Origin of the sequence: Actinomyces radicidentis (genome assembly GCF_001553565.1) — a bacterium.
In the GTDB taxonomy this organism is placed as follows: domain Bacteria; phylum Actinomycetota; class Actinomycetes; order Actinomycetales; family Actinomycetaceae; genus Actinomyces; species Actinomyces radicidentis.
Genome location: NZ_CP014228.1, coordinates 2,195,463 through 2,210,163 on the forward strand (window position 1 = coordinate 2,195,463; position 14,701 = coordinate 2,210,163).

Consider the following 14,701-nt stretch of genomic DNA (forward strand, 5'->3'; position numbering starts at 1 on the left):
CCGCCTACGGACGTGTGTCGGGCAGATCACGCGACGGTGCTAGCCTGCGGGAGCCGTCCGAGGCCGGACGGCGGTGAGCGGGCCCCGTGGCACCGCCGCCGCAATCAGGGGCTGACCGCCCGGGAAGAGGGACATCGTGCCGATGGGGATGCACTGTCGCTGCTGTCGCTGAGACGCAGCCACTGCTCCCCCGTCCCTCTGAGGCCCAGCCTCCCGAACCCGCACGAGGTTCTCATTGCCCGCACACCACACCGCCAGAACCGCCCCGCCGGCAGCCGTGCCGCGCCGTGGAGGACAGCGCGCAGCCCGCGTCCGCGAGGCGGTCACCGGCTACGCCTTCCTGGCCCCGAGCGTCCTCGGTGTCCTGCTCTTCATGGTCGTGCCCGTCGGCGTCATCGTCTGGCTGGCCTTCCACAAGTGGGACCTCATCTCCTCCCCGGAGTTCGTCGGCCTCAGTCAGATCACCGACACACTCGGTGACCCCGAGTTCAGGTCCTCCATCGGCATCACGCTCGGGCTCGTCGTCCTCGTCGTGCCGGTGCAGATCGTCCTCGGCCTGGCACTGGCCAACATGCTGACGAAGGGCGTGCGCGGCACCAACGTGCTGCGAGCGCTCATCGTCATCCCGTGGATCTCCTCGCCGCTCGCCCTCGGGGTCGTGTGGTCCTGGCTCCTGGCGCCCACGGGAGGCGTGCTCTCGACGATCGCCGGGCACCGGCTCGAGATCCTGGTGTCGGACACCTGGGCGCTTCCGGCCGTCGCCTTCGTCGTCATCTGGAACCAGGTGGGCTACACCTCCCTCTTCTTCATCGCGGGACTCCTGTCCATCCCGTCCGAGCTCATCGAGGCGGCCTGGGTCGACGGCGCCAGCCCCTCCCAGATCTTCTGGCGCATCAAGGTGCCGCTGCTGCGCCCGACCTTCTTCTTCGTCTCCGTCACCTCGGTCATCGCGGCGTTCAACGTCTTCGACCAGGTCTACGCCCTCACCGGCGGCGGGCCCGACGGGAAGACCTCCGTGCTGGCTTACCAGATCTACTCGACGGCCTTCGTCGACTGGAACATCGGCAAGGCCTCCGTCATGGCCCTGGTCATGTTCCTCATCCTGCTGGCCATCACGCTCGCCCAGAACCTCTACTTCCGCAGGAGGACGACCTATGAGCTCGTCTGAGACCGTCCTGCCGAACCCCGTCTCCGCCCGCCGTCCGCGCGCCCGCGCCGTCGACCGGCGCGGTCCGCTGGCCACGGTCGGGATCTACCTGGGCCTGGGCCTGGCCGCCGCGATCATGGTGCTGCCCTTCGCGTTCTCCTTCGTGACGGCCTTCAAGTCCCCCCAGGACTTCGCCTCCCACTCCCCGCTGTCCCTGCCGACGACGTGGACCCTGGAGTCCTTCGAGGAGGTGCTGAACGGGCGGATCGCCATGATCGCCTCCATCGGCACGACCCTAGCGATGGTCGTGGTCATGGTCCTCGTCCAGGTCTCCTCATCGGTCCTGGCGGCCTACGCCTTCGCGCGTCTGCGGTTCCCGGGCCGCGACGCGATCTTCTGGTTGTTCCTCTCGACGATGATGATCCCGTCGACCGTCCTCGTTATCCCGCTCTACCTCATGATGTCGAAGGCCGGTCTCGCGAACACCTTCTGGGGCCTCGTCATTCCCTTCATGCTGGCCTCGCCGTACGCCGTCTTCCTCCTGCGGGAGAACTTCAAGGCGATCCCGCAGGAGCTCATCGACGCCGCCCGCGTCGACGGCGCCGGCAGCCTGCGCACCCTCCTGCAGATCGTCCTGCCGATCTCCCGACCGATCCTCGCGACGCTCACGCTCATCACCGTGGTGAGCCAGTGGAACTCCTTCATGTGGCCCCGGATCATCGCCAACCAGGACCCGAAGGTCATCACCGTGGCGACCGCCGCCATGCAGTCCCAGTACACGTCCAACTGGACCTACGTCATGGCCGCCACGACCCTCGCCCTGGTCCCCCTCATCATCCTGTTCGTCCTGTTCCAGAAGCAGATCGTCGCCTCGATCGTGCTCACCGGACTCAAGTAGGCCGCCCCGCCGGGCGCGCCGAGCCCCACCAAGGAAAGAGAGAACCCATGTCCCTCAGCGCATCCTCAGTCTCCCGCCGTTCCCTCCTGCGCGCGGGCGGCATGACCGTCTCCGCCGGCGCCATCGCCTCCGTCCTCGCCGCGTGCACCTCCACGCGCACCGACGACTCCTCCTCGTCGTCGTCCTCCGGCGGCTCCCTCACCTTCCGCCTGTGGGACGAGGGCGCGGCCTCCGCCTACGAGGAGGCGCTCACGTCCTTCACCGAGGACACCGGCATCGAGGTCAAGATCGAGCAGGTCGCCTGGTCCGACTACTTCACGACCCTGCGCAACGACATCGCCGCCGGCAGCGCCCCCGACGTCTTCTGGGTGAACGCCTCCAACTACGTCGACTACGCCGCCGCGGGCAAGCTCCTCGACATCGAGAAGACCTTCCCCGAGTCGGAGCGCACGGGCTGGCTCGAGGCCGCCATGGACCAGTACACGGTGGACGGCAACCTCTGGGGCGTTCCCGCGATGACGGACCCGAACATCGCGGTCTACTACAACAAGGAGCTCCTCGACGCCGCCGGCGTGTCCGTCGAGGACCTCGCCGACCTCGCCTGGGATCCCACTGCTGAGTCGGACACCCTCCGAGAGATCGCCACGAAGCTCACCCTGGACAAGGCCGGGAAGACGCCTGCCGACGACGGTTTCGACTCCGGTAATATCGTCCAGTTCGGCTACAACGCCGCTTCCGACCTCCAGGCGATCTACCTTCCGTGGCTCGGTGCCAACGGAGCCACCTACCAGGACGACGACGGTCAGATGTCCTTCGCCTCCGACGCGGGCATCGAGACCTTCCAGTACATCGTCGACCTCATCAACGAGGACCACGTCTCCCCGTCCGCAGCGGACACGAACACCAACGGCGACTTCAGCCGGGACCAGTTCATCCAGGGGAAGATGGGCCTCTTCCAGTCGGGTGCCTACAACCTCGCCAACATCAAGGACGGCGCCGACTTCGAGTGGGGCATCGTCGAGCTCCCGCAGGGCCCGAAGGGTCGCGGAGGCGTGGTCTCCGCCGTCGCCGCCGTCGGCTCCGCCGCCTCCACGAGCACTGACGCCCAGAAGAAGCTCCTCGCCTGGATCGGCTCCGCCGACGGGTCGAAGGTCCTCGGGGAGAAGGGCGTGGGTCTGCCGGGCAACACCGACGCCCAGGACTCCTGGAAGACGTACTGGACGGACCAGGACGTCGACGTCACGCCGATGATGACGATCGACCCGGACACGTCCCTGCCCGGTCCCTGGGGCGCCAAGATCCAGGCGGCCATGGACGCGACGAACAAGGTGCTGCCCTCGGTCTTCCTCGGCAAGAAGGACGTCGCCGAGGGCCTCAAGGAGGCCCAGGACGCCGGCAACGCCGCCATCGACGGCTGACCTCGGCTCCGTCCCGGACCCGCCCAGGACCACGACCAGCCGGGGCGGGGCGCGCACCCGCGCCCCGCCCCCGGCGCACCCACCGCTCGAGAGGAGCACCATGCCCGCCCTCGTCCCCGCGCAGGCCCTCGACCCGGCTGAGGACCCCGCTCCTGGTCTCCCGAGCGTCCTCGCCGTCTACGCGCATCCCGACGACGCCGACGTGGGCGCCGGCGGAACGCTCGCGCGCCTGGCCCGGACCGGTCACGACGTGGCGCTCGTGCTGGTCACCTCGGGGGACGTAGGCGGGTTCGAGAACGCGGGGCAGGACCGCATGAGCGAGCGACGTCGGGGCGAGCAGCGCGAGGCCGCAGCCGCGCTGGGCATCACCGACGTCACCTTCCTCACCGGGTATCGGGACGGGCACGTGCGCGAGGGCATGGGCACGGAGCAGGCGGGGCTCGTGCGCGACGTCGTCGCCGCGGTCCGCCTCCACCGCGCCGACCTCATCCTCACCACCTCGCCCGAGTACAACTTCGGCTCCACGGCCGCCAACCACCCCGATCACCGCGCCGTCGGCCGCGCGGTGGTCGAGGCCGCCTACCCGGCCGCCGGCAACCCCTTCGACTACTGCGAGCTCGGGGCCCAGGGGCTCGAGGCCCACGACCCCCTCGAGGTCTGGTTCCAGGGGCACAGGGAGGTCAACCACGTCGTCGCCCTCGCCCCGGAGGACCTCGACGCCAAGGTCTCGGCGGTGCGCTCGCACCCGAGCCAGTTCCAGGACCTCGACGGCATCGAGACCTTCGTACGCTCCCGCGCTGCGGAGGAGGTGGCGGGCACCGGGGACGCGGAGGCGGGGGAGCGCTTCTACCGCTGGGTCATCCGCGGCCTCGACGGTTCACTCGGCTGAGTCCTGGGACGGTGCGCTCGCGCACCGGGACCGCGGATTGTACGCGGCTCAGGCCCGGCCCCGGCTCTCAGCCGGGAAGGTCGGTGAAGGACAGGTCGAAGCCGCTCGGCCCCGTCGGCAGGCCCGCTGCGAGGGCCCACCCGGCGGCCTCCGCGAGGCTCGGGGCACCGAGCGAGCCGCCTGGGCGCCCAACCGCCAGGCCGCCGGTCACCGAGGCGAGGCTGAGCGACGCCCGCAGACCCAGTCCGGCTGCGAGGCCCGCGACGAGCCCCGCCGTGAAGTCGTCGCCCGCTCCGGTCGTGTCGATCGCATCCACGGGAGCCGCCGGCAGCACGACCTCCTCGTCGCCGGAGCAGGCGACGACGCCGTCGGCGCCGCAGGTGACGACGGCGAGCGGGACCCGTCGTGCGAGTGCCCGCGCCGCGTCCCGCGGTGAGTCGGTCCGCGTGTACCGCTGCGCCTCCGCGTCGCTGGGAGTGAAGACGTCGATGAGCTCCAGCGGCTCCAGGTCCGCCGCGCTCCACCGGCCGCTCGCGTCCCAGCCGACGTCGCCGACGACGGCGGTCGGGGCCGCGCCCGAGCGCCATCCGCGCACGGGTTCCTCGTTGCGGGCCACGTGCCGCAGGTCGGTGACGAGGACGGACGGTGAGATCTCCCAGCCCGCGAGGCGGACGGCGGTGTCCGAGCCGGCCGTCGTCATGGCGCGGTCGCCGTCGTAGGCGAGGGAGACGGTCACGTTCTGCGCGGGTGCGCTCACGCACCCGGACAGGTCGAGTCCTGCATCAGCGAGCGCTGCGCGGACGAGTCCGCCGGTCTCGTCCTGGCCGAGCTCGGTTCTCAGCGCCACGGGCAGTCCCAGACGGGCGAGCGAGACGGCCTGGTTCGCCCACCCGCCGGGCGTCATCGTGCACGACGCCCCCCACTGCTCCTCGCCGAGGCGCGGGGCGTGCTCGAGGCCTGTCATGATGACGTCGAGGAAGACGGGGCCGGCCACCGCGATCGGGTGGTCGTGGGACGGCCGGACGGGCACGAGCGAGCGGGTGGGCACAGGACCTCCGTGGGCGGGGTTGGGAAGAGCGAACGGAACATCGCCCCGACTCTAGGGCCCCGTGCGATAGCCTGCCCGCGGCGCGCAACTGGTGCGTCGCACGGAGGTTACCGTTCATGAAGCTGCTCATCGTCGGAGGCGGAGGCTTCCGCGTCCCCCAGGTCGTCGAGGTCCTCGCGGCCGCCCGCGCCGGCTCCGGGCTGTACCCGGGCCTCGAGGTGGACGAGGTCTGCCTGTACGACACCTCGGCCGCGCGCCTGGACGTCATGCGCGCCGTCCTGCGGGACCTAAACTACCCGCAGGCTCCGATCATCACCTCGACCACCGACGTGCGCGAGGCCGTGGCCGGCTCGGACTTCATCTTCTCCGCGCTGCGCGAGGGCGGTACCCACGGGCGCGTCATCGACGAGCTCGTGGCCCTCAGAGAGGGCGTCCTCGGCCAGGAGACGGTGGGAGTCGGCGGATACGCCTACGCCTTCCGCACGGTCCCGGCCGCGATGGAGCTGGCCCGGGCGGTGCGGGACCTGGCGCCGGAGGCCTGGGTCATCAACTTCACCAACCCGGCGGGCATCATCACGCAGGCGATGCGCTCCGTGCTCGGCGACCGCGTCGTGGGCATCTGCGACACCCCGATCGGCCTGGTGCGCCGTGCGACGGCGGCCGTCGGCGGGGACGCGGCGCGCGTCTCGCAGGTGGCGCAGGGCTCGGACGTGGACTTCGACTACGTGGGTCTCAACCACCTGGGTTGGCTGCGGAGCCTGACCGTGGCCGGCGAGGACCGCCTCCCGGCTCTGCTCGCGGACGACGAGGCGCTGGACCACATGGAGGAGGCCCGCACGATCGGCGCCGACTGGCTGCGCACGATCGGGATGCTGCCCAACGAGTACCTCTTCTACTACTACCTGAACAGAGAGTCGGTGGCCCGCATCCGCGAGGAGGCGGAGACCCGCGGTCAGTTCCTCGAGCGCCAGCAGGGCGCCTTCTACGACGCCGTCGCGGCCGAGCCGGGTCGTGCGGGCGAGCTGTGGACCCGCACGCACGACGAGCGCGAGGCGACCTACATGGCGGAGTCGCGCGAGGAGTCGGAGCGCGCCGGCCGCCGTGCGGAGGACATCGCGGGCGGCGGCTACCAGCAGGTGGCGCTCGACCTCATGACGGCGCTGCGCACGGGCGCGCCGGCCCGCATGGTGCTCGACGTCGGCAACGCCGACGCCCACGCCGGGGACGGCCAGGGGCTCGTGGTGCCGCAGCTGCGCGAGGACGCGGTCATCGAGGTGCCCTGCGTCGTGGACGCGGACGGCGTGCACCCGCAGCGCGTGGGCGCCCTGGGCGGCCCGGAGCTGGGCCTGGTCGCGAGCGTCAAGGGCTGCGAGGAGCTCGTCATCGAGGCGGCTCTGTCCGGCGACGAGCGCCTCGCGTGGCGAGCACTGGCCTCGCACCCGCTGGTCGACTCGGTCAACGTGGCGCGTCGCGTGCTGGACGGCTACCTGGAGAGGAACCCCGGCGTGGCGCGCACCTTCGGGCACCGCGTCAGGCACTGAGACGCGTGGGCGGCGGTGGTCGCCGTCGGTGCTATCGTCACGAGCACGCCCGTCCCGGCCCTCGGGACGCAGGCGTCCGTTTCCGGACAGGAGGGAGCGTCATGAGCGCGCTGACCCGTCGCTGTCGTGGCTGTCGACTCCACCACTGAGCGCCCCCGAGCAACCAGGGGCCGCCGTCGGAGGCCCTCCTCGGGCTCCGCACCAGCCACCACCCGTCCGCGAGGCCACGGCCTCCTGAACCCAGCGAGGTTCACCGTGACAGACACCCCCCCAGCCACCACCGGCACGGCCGGAGGGGACGAGCCGCTCGTCCGCATCAGCCACGTCTCCAAGTGGTACGGCGACTTCCAGGCCCTCGACGACGTCTCCCTCGACGTCCGCCGCGGCGAGGTCGTCGCCGTCATCGGCGCATCCGGCTCCGGCAAGTCGACCCTGTGCCGCACCGTCAACCGCCTCGAGACCTTCCAACAGGGGACCATCACCATCGACGGCGTCCCCCTGCCCGAGGAGGGCAAGGAGCTGGCCCGCCTGCGCGCCGACGTCGGCATGGTCTTCCAGTCCTTCAACCTCTTCCCGCACCGGACCGTCCTCGACAACGTCACGATGGCGCCGGTCCACGTCCGCAAGGTCCCGAAGGCGCAGGCCGAGGCCCGCGCCCACGAGCTCCTCGAGCGTGTCGGGCTGGCCGACCAGGCCGGCAAGCGCCCGCCGCAGCTCTCCGGCGGTCAGCAGCAGCGCGTCGCCATCGCCCGGGCCCTCGCCATGGACCCCAAGGTCATGCTCTTCGACGAGCCGACCAGCGCCCTCGACCCGGAGATGATCACGGAGGTCCTCGACGTCATCAAGGACCTCGCGACCAGCGGCATGACGATGCTCGTCGTCACCCACGAGATGGGCTTCGCCCGGCAGGTCGCCGACCGCGTCGTCTTCATGGACCACGGGCAGGTCGTCGAGGACGCCGAGCCCGAGGCCTTCTTCGCACGCCCCTCCTCCGAGCGCGCCCGCGACTTCCTCTCCAAGATCCTCAACCACTGACACCGTCCCACCGCCGCGCCCGGCGGCGCCGCCCGTCCTCACGGGCGACGGCCCGGGCGCACCCCACGAAAGGTTCACTCCCATGACCACGTTCTCGCGTCGCACCCTCCTCTCCGTCACCGGCGCCGCCGGCGTCGCCGCGGTCCTCGCCGCCTGCTCCGACACGGGCGCCGACGGCAAGTCCGTCTCAGAGTCCTCCGCCTCCTCGAGCGCCTCGGGCGGCGCGGAGTCCTACGACACGATCATCAACTCCGGCCCGGTCGCCTCCGACGACGAGGTCTCGGCCTCCACGTGGGCCAGCGCCGTCAAGAAGGCCGGCACCTTCAAGATCGGCGGCACGAAGACGAACCAGGTCTTCAGCCTCGAGGACCCGACGACCGGCAAGGTCACCGGCTTCGACGCCGCCATCTCCCAGCTCCTCGCCCGCTACATCCTCGGCGGCGACGACGCCTCCTCCCTCGTCGAGATCACGCAGGCCACCTCCGACACCCGCGAGACCCTCCTCGAGAACGGCTCCGTCGAGGCGGTCTTCGCGACCTACACCATCACGCCGGAGCGCGCGGAGAAGATCACCTTCGCGGGCCCCTACTACGAGTCCGGCCAGACCGTCCTCGTCAAGGCCGACAACGACAAGATCACCGGCGTCACGTCGCTCACGAGCGGCGTCAAGGTGGCCGTCCAGGCCAACTCGACCTCCGTCCAGGCCGTCACGGAGCACGCCCCCGACGCCGAGCAGGTCCAGTTCGAGACGGACTCCGACTGCGTCGCCGCGGTCGAGGCGGGGCAGGTCGACGCCTACGTCCTCGACGAGGCCGTCCTGCTCGCCACGGTCGCCTCCAACGACAACGTCAAGCTCGTCGGCGAGCCCTTCACCACCGAGCCCTACGGCATCGGCCTGCCCAAGGACTCCGACGGTCAGGCCTTCGTCAACGCCTTCCTCGCCAAGATCGACGAGGACGGCACCTGGACCAAGGTCTGGGAGAACACGATCGGCTCCATCACCCACGGCACCGCCCCCGAGCCGCCCGTCATCGGCTCCGTCGAGGGCGCGGCCACCGCCTCCGCCACCCCCACCGCCTGACGGGCGCAGCCGGACGACGCCGGGTGCGGTGACGCCGGCCGTGGGAGCCCCCACCGGCCGGCGTCACCGCCGGGCAGCCGCCCACGAGGAAGGGAATCCGTGAACGTCATCACCGAGAACCTGGGCCTGCTCGGCTCGGGACTGCTCACGACGCTCCTGCTGGCCGTGACGGGCTACGTCGGCGCGCTCGTCGTCGGGACCCTCGTCGCCGTCTGCCGTGTCAGCCCGGTGCCGCCGCTGCGCTGGTTCGCCTCGGCCTGGGTCGCCGTCGCCTGCAACGTCCCGCTCCTGTGCCTCATGATCCTGCTCGCCTTCGGCGTGCCGAGGATCGGTCTGCCGGTCACCCTCATGCGGGCCGCCGTCATCGGGATCGTGTTCTCGGCGTCCGGCTTCGTGTGCGAGACCGTGCGCTCGGGCATCAACTCCGTCTCGAAGGGGCAGATCGAGGCCGCCCGCGCGCTGGGCATGCCCTTCGGCCTCATCATCGGCAAGGTCGTCCTCCCTCAGGCCCTCGTCCGCACCATCCAGCCACTGGTCAACATCTTCATCTCCTGCCTCATCGGCTCCTCCCTCGCCGCCGCCATCGGCGTGCCCGAGCTCACCAACGTCACCCAGCAGCTCAACCTCCGCTACGCCGAGGCCGTCATCACCTTCCTCGTCTCGGGCCTGACCTACCTCGTCATCGCCTTCCTCGCCACTCGGGTCGGCGGGGGCCTCGAGAGACGCGCCGCCGCCAGGACGGAGGCCCGCGCATGAGCGCCCCCACCCAGGCGGCCGTCACCGCCACCCTCGGGACCCGGCTCGGACGCCGCCCCCTGAGGACGCGCCGACCGCGGGCCACCGACGCCGACCTCCTCTTCGACGCGCCCGGCCCCCGCGGGCGACGCCGGATCCTCGTCGCCTCCGTGATCGCGACGCTCGTCATCGTCGGGATCGTCGCGCTCGTCCTGCACCAGGCCGCGGCCGCGGGCCAGCTCGCCTACCCCAAGTGGCGGTACTTCGCCGGCGCCTCCATCGTCCGGTTCTTCGGCCGCGCCTTGGGCGACACCCTCGTCGCCACCGGCGTCAGCGCCCTCATCGCCTTCCCGCTCGGCGTCCTGCTCGGCTGGGTGAGGCTCGGGGCGAGCCGCGCGGTGCGCGGCGTCGTGGGCCTGTGGATCGACGCGATGCGCGCCGTGCCGATGCTGCTCCTCGTGTACTTCTTCCTCCTGGCCGTGCCACGGATGGGGCTGACGCTCCCGTACTTCTGGATGCTCGTCATCCCGATCGTCATGTGCTCCTCGGCGACGACCGCGGAGGTCTTCCGCTCCGGCGTGCTCGCCCTGGACCGCGGTCAGACGGAGGCGGCCCAGGCCCTCGGCATGCGCCACGGGCTCACGATGCGACTCGTCCTCGCCCCGCAGGCGCTGCGCCTCATGCTGCCGACGCTCATCACCCAGCTGGTGACGATCCTCAAGGACACGTCGCTCGGCTACGTCGTGGCGTACACCGAGCTCATGTACGCCGGGCGCCTCATCGTGCAGGCCGCGCGCGTCCAGCAGCTCGACGTCTACCTGCCGGCCTACGTCATCATCGCGGTCATCTACGTCGTCCTGAACTGGCTGCTGGGCGCTCTCGCGCGCCTCGTGGAGGCCCGCACGCGCTGAGCCCCCCGGTCTCGCCTTCGCGCCCACGATTTCAGCGGCCCGACCGCTCGGACTACCCTGGGCCCGATCCACGAAGACCGGAAGGCACCCAGATGACTGACGCACCCGGCGCGCTGTCGCCGCTGGACGAGGAGGGCGTCGGCGCCCTCGTCGAGGAGGGGCTCGCCGCCATCGCAGCGGCAGACTCCCTGCCCGCCCTCAAGGAGGTGCGCCTGGCCTACACGGGTGACGCCTCCGTCCTCGCCCTCACCAACCGCGGCATCGGCAAGCTCGACAAGGCCGACAAGCCCGCCGCCGGCAAGCTCCTCGGCGGCGCCCGCGGCCGCCTCAACAAGGCCCTCGCCGAGCGGCAGGCCGTCCTCGAGGCCGAGGCCGAGGCCACCATGCTCGCCACCGAGGCCGTCGACGTCACCGTCCCCACGGACCGCGTCCCCGCCGGGGCCCGCCACCCCCTCGACGTCCTCGTCGACGAGGTCTCCGACTTCTTCACCTCCATGGGCTGGTCCATCGCCGAGGGGCCCGAGGTCGAGCACGAGTGGTTCGACTTCGACGCCCTCAACTTCGACGCCGACCACCCCGCCCGTCAGATGCAGGACACCTTCTACGTCGACGGCGCCTCCGTCGGCGCCGCGGAGGGGCAGCCGGCGAACCTCGTCATGCGCACCCACACCTCCCCGGTGCAGGCGCACGTCATGCTCGACAGCGAGCCCCCGATCTACATCGCCTGCCCCGGCAAGGTCTTCCGCTCCGACGAGCTCGACGCCACCCACACGCCCGTCTTCCACCAGGTCGAGGGCCTCGCCGTCGACAAGGGTCTCACGATGGGCCACCTCAAGGGCGTCCTCGACCACTTCGCGAAGTCGATGTTCGGCCCCGAGGCCCGCACCCGCCTGCGCCCGTCCTTCTTCCCCTTCACCGAGCCCAGCGCCGAGATGGACCTGTGGTTCCCGCAGAAGAAGGGCGGCCCCGGCTGGATCGAGTGGGGTGGCTGCGGCATGGTCAACCCCAACGTGCTCACCGCCTGCGGCATCGACCCCGAGGTCTCCACGGGCTTCGCCTTCGGCATGGGCCTGGAGCGCACCCTCATGCTCCGCCACGGCATCGCCGACATGCACGACATCGTCGAGGGCGACATCCGCTTCTCCCAGCAGTTCGGCACCACCGGAAAGGGGAACTGACATGCCTTACGTCCCGATCGAGTGGCTCCGCGAGCACGTCGACGTCCCCTCCGGCACCACGGCCGAGCAGCTGGCCGCCGACCTCGTCAAGGTCGGCCTCGAGGAGGAGCAGATCGTTCCCCCGGCCGTCACCGGCCCCCTCGTCGTCGGCCGGGTCCTGACCCGCGACGCCAAGGAGCAGTCCAACGGCAAGGTCATCAACTACTGCCGCGTCGACGTCGGCGCCGAGCACAACGACGCCCCGGGCACGGGCAAGGAGCCGAGCGAGCTGCCCAGCCGCGGCATCGTCTGCGGCGCCCACAACTTCGAGGTCGGGGACTCCGTCGTCGTCTCCCTGCCCGGGGCCGTCCTGCCCGGTGACTTCGCCATCGCCGCCCGCAAGACCTACGGGCACACCTCCGACGGCATGATCTGCTCCGCGAAGGAACTAGGGGTCGGCGAGGGCCCCGATGCAGCAACCGGCATCATCGTGCTCGACCAGTGGCTCCCCGAGCACGGCCACGACGGCGAGGAGCTCCCCGCCCCCGGCACGAACGCCATCCCGCTCCTCGGTCTGGGCGACGAGGTCCTCGAGATCAACATCACCCCGGACCGCGGCTACGCGTTCTCCATGCGCGGCGTCGCCCGCGAGTACTCCCACTCCACCGGCGCCCGCTTCACCGACCCCGCCGACGGCGCCAACACGGGGCTCTTCCCGAACGGCGTCGCCGAGGGGCGCGAGGACGGCTTCCCCATCCGCTTCGCCGAGGACGCGAGCCCCATCCACGGCCGGCCCGGCGTCGACCGCTACGTCGCCCGCGTCGTGCGCGGCGTCGACCCGGCCGCCCCGAGCCCGCAGTGGATGCACGACCGCCTCACCGCGGCCGGCATGCGCCCCATCTCGCTCGCCGTCGACGTCACCAACTACGTCATGCTCGACCTCGGCCAGCCGCTGCACGCCTTCGACCTCGGCAAGCTGAGCGCCCCGATCGTCGTGCGCCGCGCCCAGCCGGGTGAGACGCTCGCCTTCCTTGACGAGGTCACCCGCGCCCTCGATCCCGAGGACCTCGTCATCGCCGACTCCCCGGCCGGCGAGGGCTCCCGCGCCCTCGTCCTGGCCGGCGTCTTCGGCGGCGCCGAGACCGAGATCGACGAGTCGACCACGGACGTCCTCATCGAGGCCGCCCACTTCGACGCCGTCTCCATCGCCCGCTCCGCCCGCCGCCACAAGCTCCCCACGGAGTCCTCCAAGCGCAACGAGCGCGGCGTGGACACCCGCCTCCAGGCCGTCGCCGCCCAGCGCGCCGTCGACCTCCTCGTCGAGTACGGCGGCGGCACCGCGGACGACGCCGTCACCGACGTCGACCGCACCGTCGCCCCGGAGCCGATCGTCATCCGCGCCGACGCCGCCGAGCGCCTCACCGGCGTCGCCTACGGGACGCCCCGCGTCACCGAGCTCCTCACCGCCGTCGGCTGCACCGTCGAGCCCGCTGGGACGGACTCCGAGGGCCACGAGCTCCTCTCCGTCACCGCCCCGACCTGGAGGCCCGACCTCGTGGGCGCCGCCCACTTCGCCGAGGAGGTCGCCCGTCTCGACGGCTACGACGCCATCCCCGTCGTCGTCCCGCAGGCCCCCGCCGGCACGGGGCTGACCGTGCGCCAGAAGGCCCGCCGCGACGTCGTGCGCGCCCTCGCCGACGCCGGCCTCACGCAGGTCCTGTCCTACCCCTTCGTCGGCGACGTCCACGACCGCCTCGGCCTGCCCGAGGACGACCCGCGTCGCAAGGCCCTGCGGCTGGCGAACCCGCTCGCCGAGGACGCCCCGCTCCTGCGCACGAGCGTCCTCGACTCCCTCGTCGAGATCGCGCGCCGCAACGTCTCGCGCGGCCTGCCGGACGTCGCCGTCTACGAGCTCGGCGCCGTCACCCTCCCCGAGGGCACCGTCCCCGCCTGCATCGTGGGCGTCGACCACCGACCGAGCGCCGAGGAGGTCGCCGCCCTCGAGGCCGGCATCCCGAACCAGCCCACGCACGTCGGAGCCGTCCTCGCCGGCGAGCGGGTCCGCTCCGGCGTCCTCGGCGCCGGGCGCCCCTGGGACTGGGCCGACGCCGTCCAGGTCGTCCGCACCGTCGCCTCCGCCCTCGGCGTCGCCGTCGAGGTGAGCGCTCCCGAGGAGCCCGTCGCCCCGTGGCACCCGGGCCGCACCGCCGAGGTGCGCCTCGCCTCGGTGCGCGAGGGCAAGGACCTCGTGCCGGGAGCCCTCGTGGCCCACGCGGGTGAGCTTCACCCGCGCGTCGCCAAGGAGCTCGGCCTTCCCGCCCGGGCCTGCGCCGTCGAGATCGACCTCGAGCTGCTGCTCGACGCCGTCGAGGCCGCGGGCGTCCTCCAGGTCAGAGCGATCCCGACCTTCCCGGCCGCCAAGGAGGACGTCGCCCTCGTCGTCGACGAGTCCGTCACCGCGGCCGCCGTCGAGGCCGTCGTCCGCGAGGCCGCCGGGGAGCTCGGCGAGGAGGTTCGCCTCTTCGACGTCTTCCGCGGCGAGCAGCTCGGCGAGGGCAGGAAGTCGCTCGCCTTCTCCCTGCGCCTGCGCGGCGACCACACGCTCACCGCGGAGGAGACCGCGGGGGTGCGCAAGCGCATCGTCAAGCGAGCCGCCAAGCGTCTCGGCGCCGAGCTGCGCGGCTGAGCCTCCGGCCCCCTGCGCCGAGTCCGGTCGCGGGAGACCTCGCGGCCGAGCCTCGCGTTCTGCGATCACACGACGGTCCGCCCGGCCCCGCTGCAAGCGGGGCCGGGCGGACCGTCGTGTGATCGCTGGGGCCGCACCGAGCGGCGCCCGGGCGT

The 14,701-nt window shown here is 71.8% G+C and carries 12 protein-coding genes; 11 read left to right on the plus strand and 1 reads right to left on the minus strand.

Going from position 1 to position 14,701, the window contains the following annotated elements; all coding sequences use genetic code 11:
• Positions 1-235: 235 nt before the first annotated feature.
• The 4 genes from AXF14_RS09370 to AXF14_RS09385 all read left to right on the plus strand — a co-directional run bounded on the left by AXF14_RS09370 (position 236) and on the right by AXF14_RS09385 (position 4,352).
• Positions 236-1,168, plus strand: a complete 933-nt coding sequence (locus tag AXF14_RS09370) for a carbohydrate ABC transporter permease (RefSeq protein ID WP_236755475.1) — start codon at positions 236-238, stop codon at positions 1,166-1,168.
• On the plus strand, positions 1,155-2,045 hold the full coding sequence (locus tag AXF14_RS09375; RefSeq protein WP_067942776.1) for a carbohydrate ABC transporter permease: 891 nt from the start codon (positions 1,155-1,157) through the stop codon (positions 2,043-2,045). The genes AXF14_RS09370 and AXF14_RS09375 overlap by 14 nt, the downstream gene beginning before the upstream one ends.
• A gap of 47 nt (positions 2,046-2,092) precedes the next feature.
• Positions 2,093-3,463, plus strand: a complete 1,371-nt coding sequence (locus AXF14_RS09380) for an ABC transporter substrate-binding protein (RefSeq protein WP_084355489.1) — start codon at positions 2,093-2,095, stop codon at positions 3,461-3,463.
• Positions 3,464-3,563: 100 nt separating this feature from the next.
• On the plus strand, positions 3,564-4,352 hold the full coding sequence (locus tag AXF14_RS09385) for a PIG-L deacetylase family protein (RefSeq protein WP_067942778.1): 789 nt from the start codon (positions 3,564-3,566) through the stop codon (positions 4,350-4,352).
• A 67-nt stretch (positions 4,353-4,419) separates the two neighbouring features.
• On the opposite strand, the gene AXF14_RS09390 is transcribed toward AXF14_RS09385, so the two are convergent.
• The gene (locus AXF14_RS09390) at positions 4,420-5,400 is read right to left on the minus strand and encodes a carbohydrate kinase family protein (RefSeq protein WP_067942780.1); all 981 of its coding nucleotides are present in this window, start codon (positions 5,398-5,400) and stop codon (positions 4,420-4,422) included.
• Between the two features lie 116 nt (positions 5,401-5,516).
• Between AXF14_RS09390 and AXF14_RS09395 the strand changes: the two genes are divergently transcribed.
• The 7 genes from AXF14_RS09395 (at position 5,517) to pheT (ending at position 14,546) form a co-directional block, all read left to right on the plus strand.
• Complete coding sequence (locus tag AXF14_RS09395; protein ID WP_067942782.1) at positions 5,517-6,941, plus strand: family 4 glycosyl hydrolase; 1,425 nt, start codon at positions 5,517-5,519, stop codon at positions 6,939-6,941.
• 255 nt (positions 6,942-7,196) lie between these two features.
• Positions 7,197-7,976: an amino acid ABC transporter ATP-binding protein gene (locus AXF14_RS09400; protein ID WP_067942784.1), complete on the plus strand. Its 780-nt coding sequence runs from the start codon at positions 7,197-7,199 to the stop codon at positions 7,974-7,976.
• Positions 7,977-8,058: 82 nt separating this feature from the next.
• Complete coding sequence (locus AXF14_RS09405) at positions 8,059-9,057, plus strand: glutamate ABC transporter substrate-binding protein (protein WP_067942786.1); 999 nt, start codon at positions 8,059-8,061, stop codon at positions 9,055-9,057.
• Positions 9,058-9,156: 99 nt separating this feature from the next.
• Complete coding sequence (locus AXF14_RS09410) at positions 9,157-9,813, plus strand: amino acid ABC transporter permease (RefSeq protein WP_067942788.1); 657 nt, start codon at positions 9,157-9,159, stop codon at positions 9,811-9,813.
• Positions 9,810-10,703, plus strand: coding sequence for an amino acid ABC transporter permease (locus AXF14_RS09415; RefSeq protein ID WP_067942789.1), 894 nt, complete (start codon positions 9,810-9,812; stop codon positions 10,701-10,703). Before AXF14_RS09410 ends, AXF14_RS09415 begins: the two co-directional genes overlap by 4 nt.
• A gap of 92 nt (positions 10,704-10,795) precedes the next feature.
• Entirely contained in the window at positions 10,796-11,881 is a 1,086-nt protein-coding gene (pheS, locus tag AXF14_RS09420; protein WP_067942791.1) for a phenylalanine--tRNA ligase subunit alpha, read from the plus strand.
• A 1-nt stretch (position 11,882) separates the two neighbouring features.
• Positions 11,883-14,546 (plus strand): phenylalanine--tRNA ligase subunit beta, encoded by a 2,664-nt coding sequence (pheT, locus tag AXF14_RS09425; protein WP_067942793.1) that lies wholly within the window; start codon positions 11,883-11,885, stop codon positions 14,544-14,546.
• Positions 14,547-14,701: the final 155 nt, after the last annotated feature.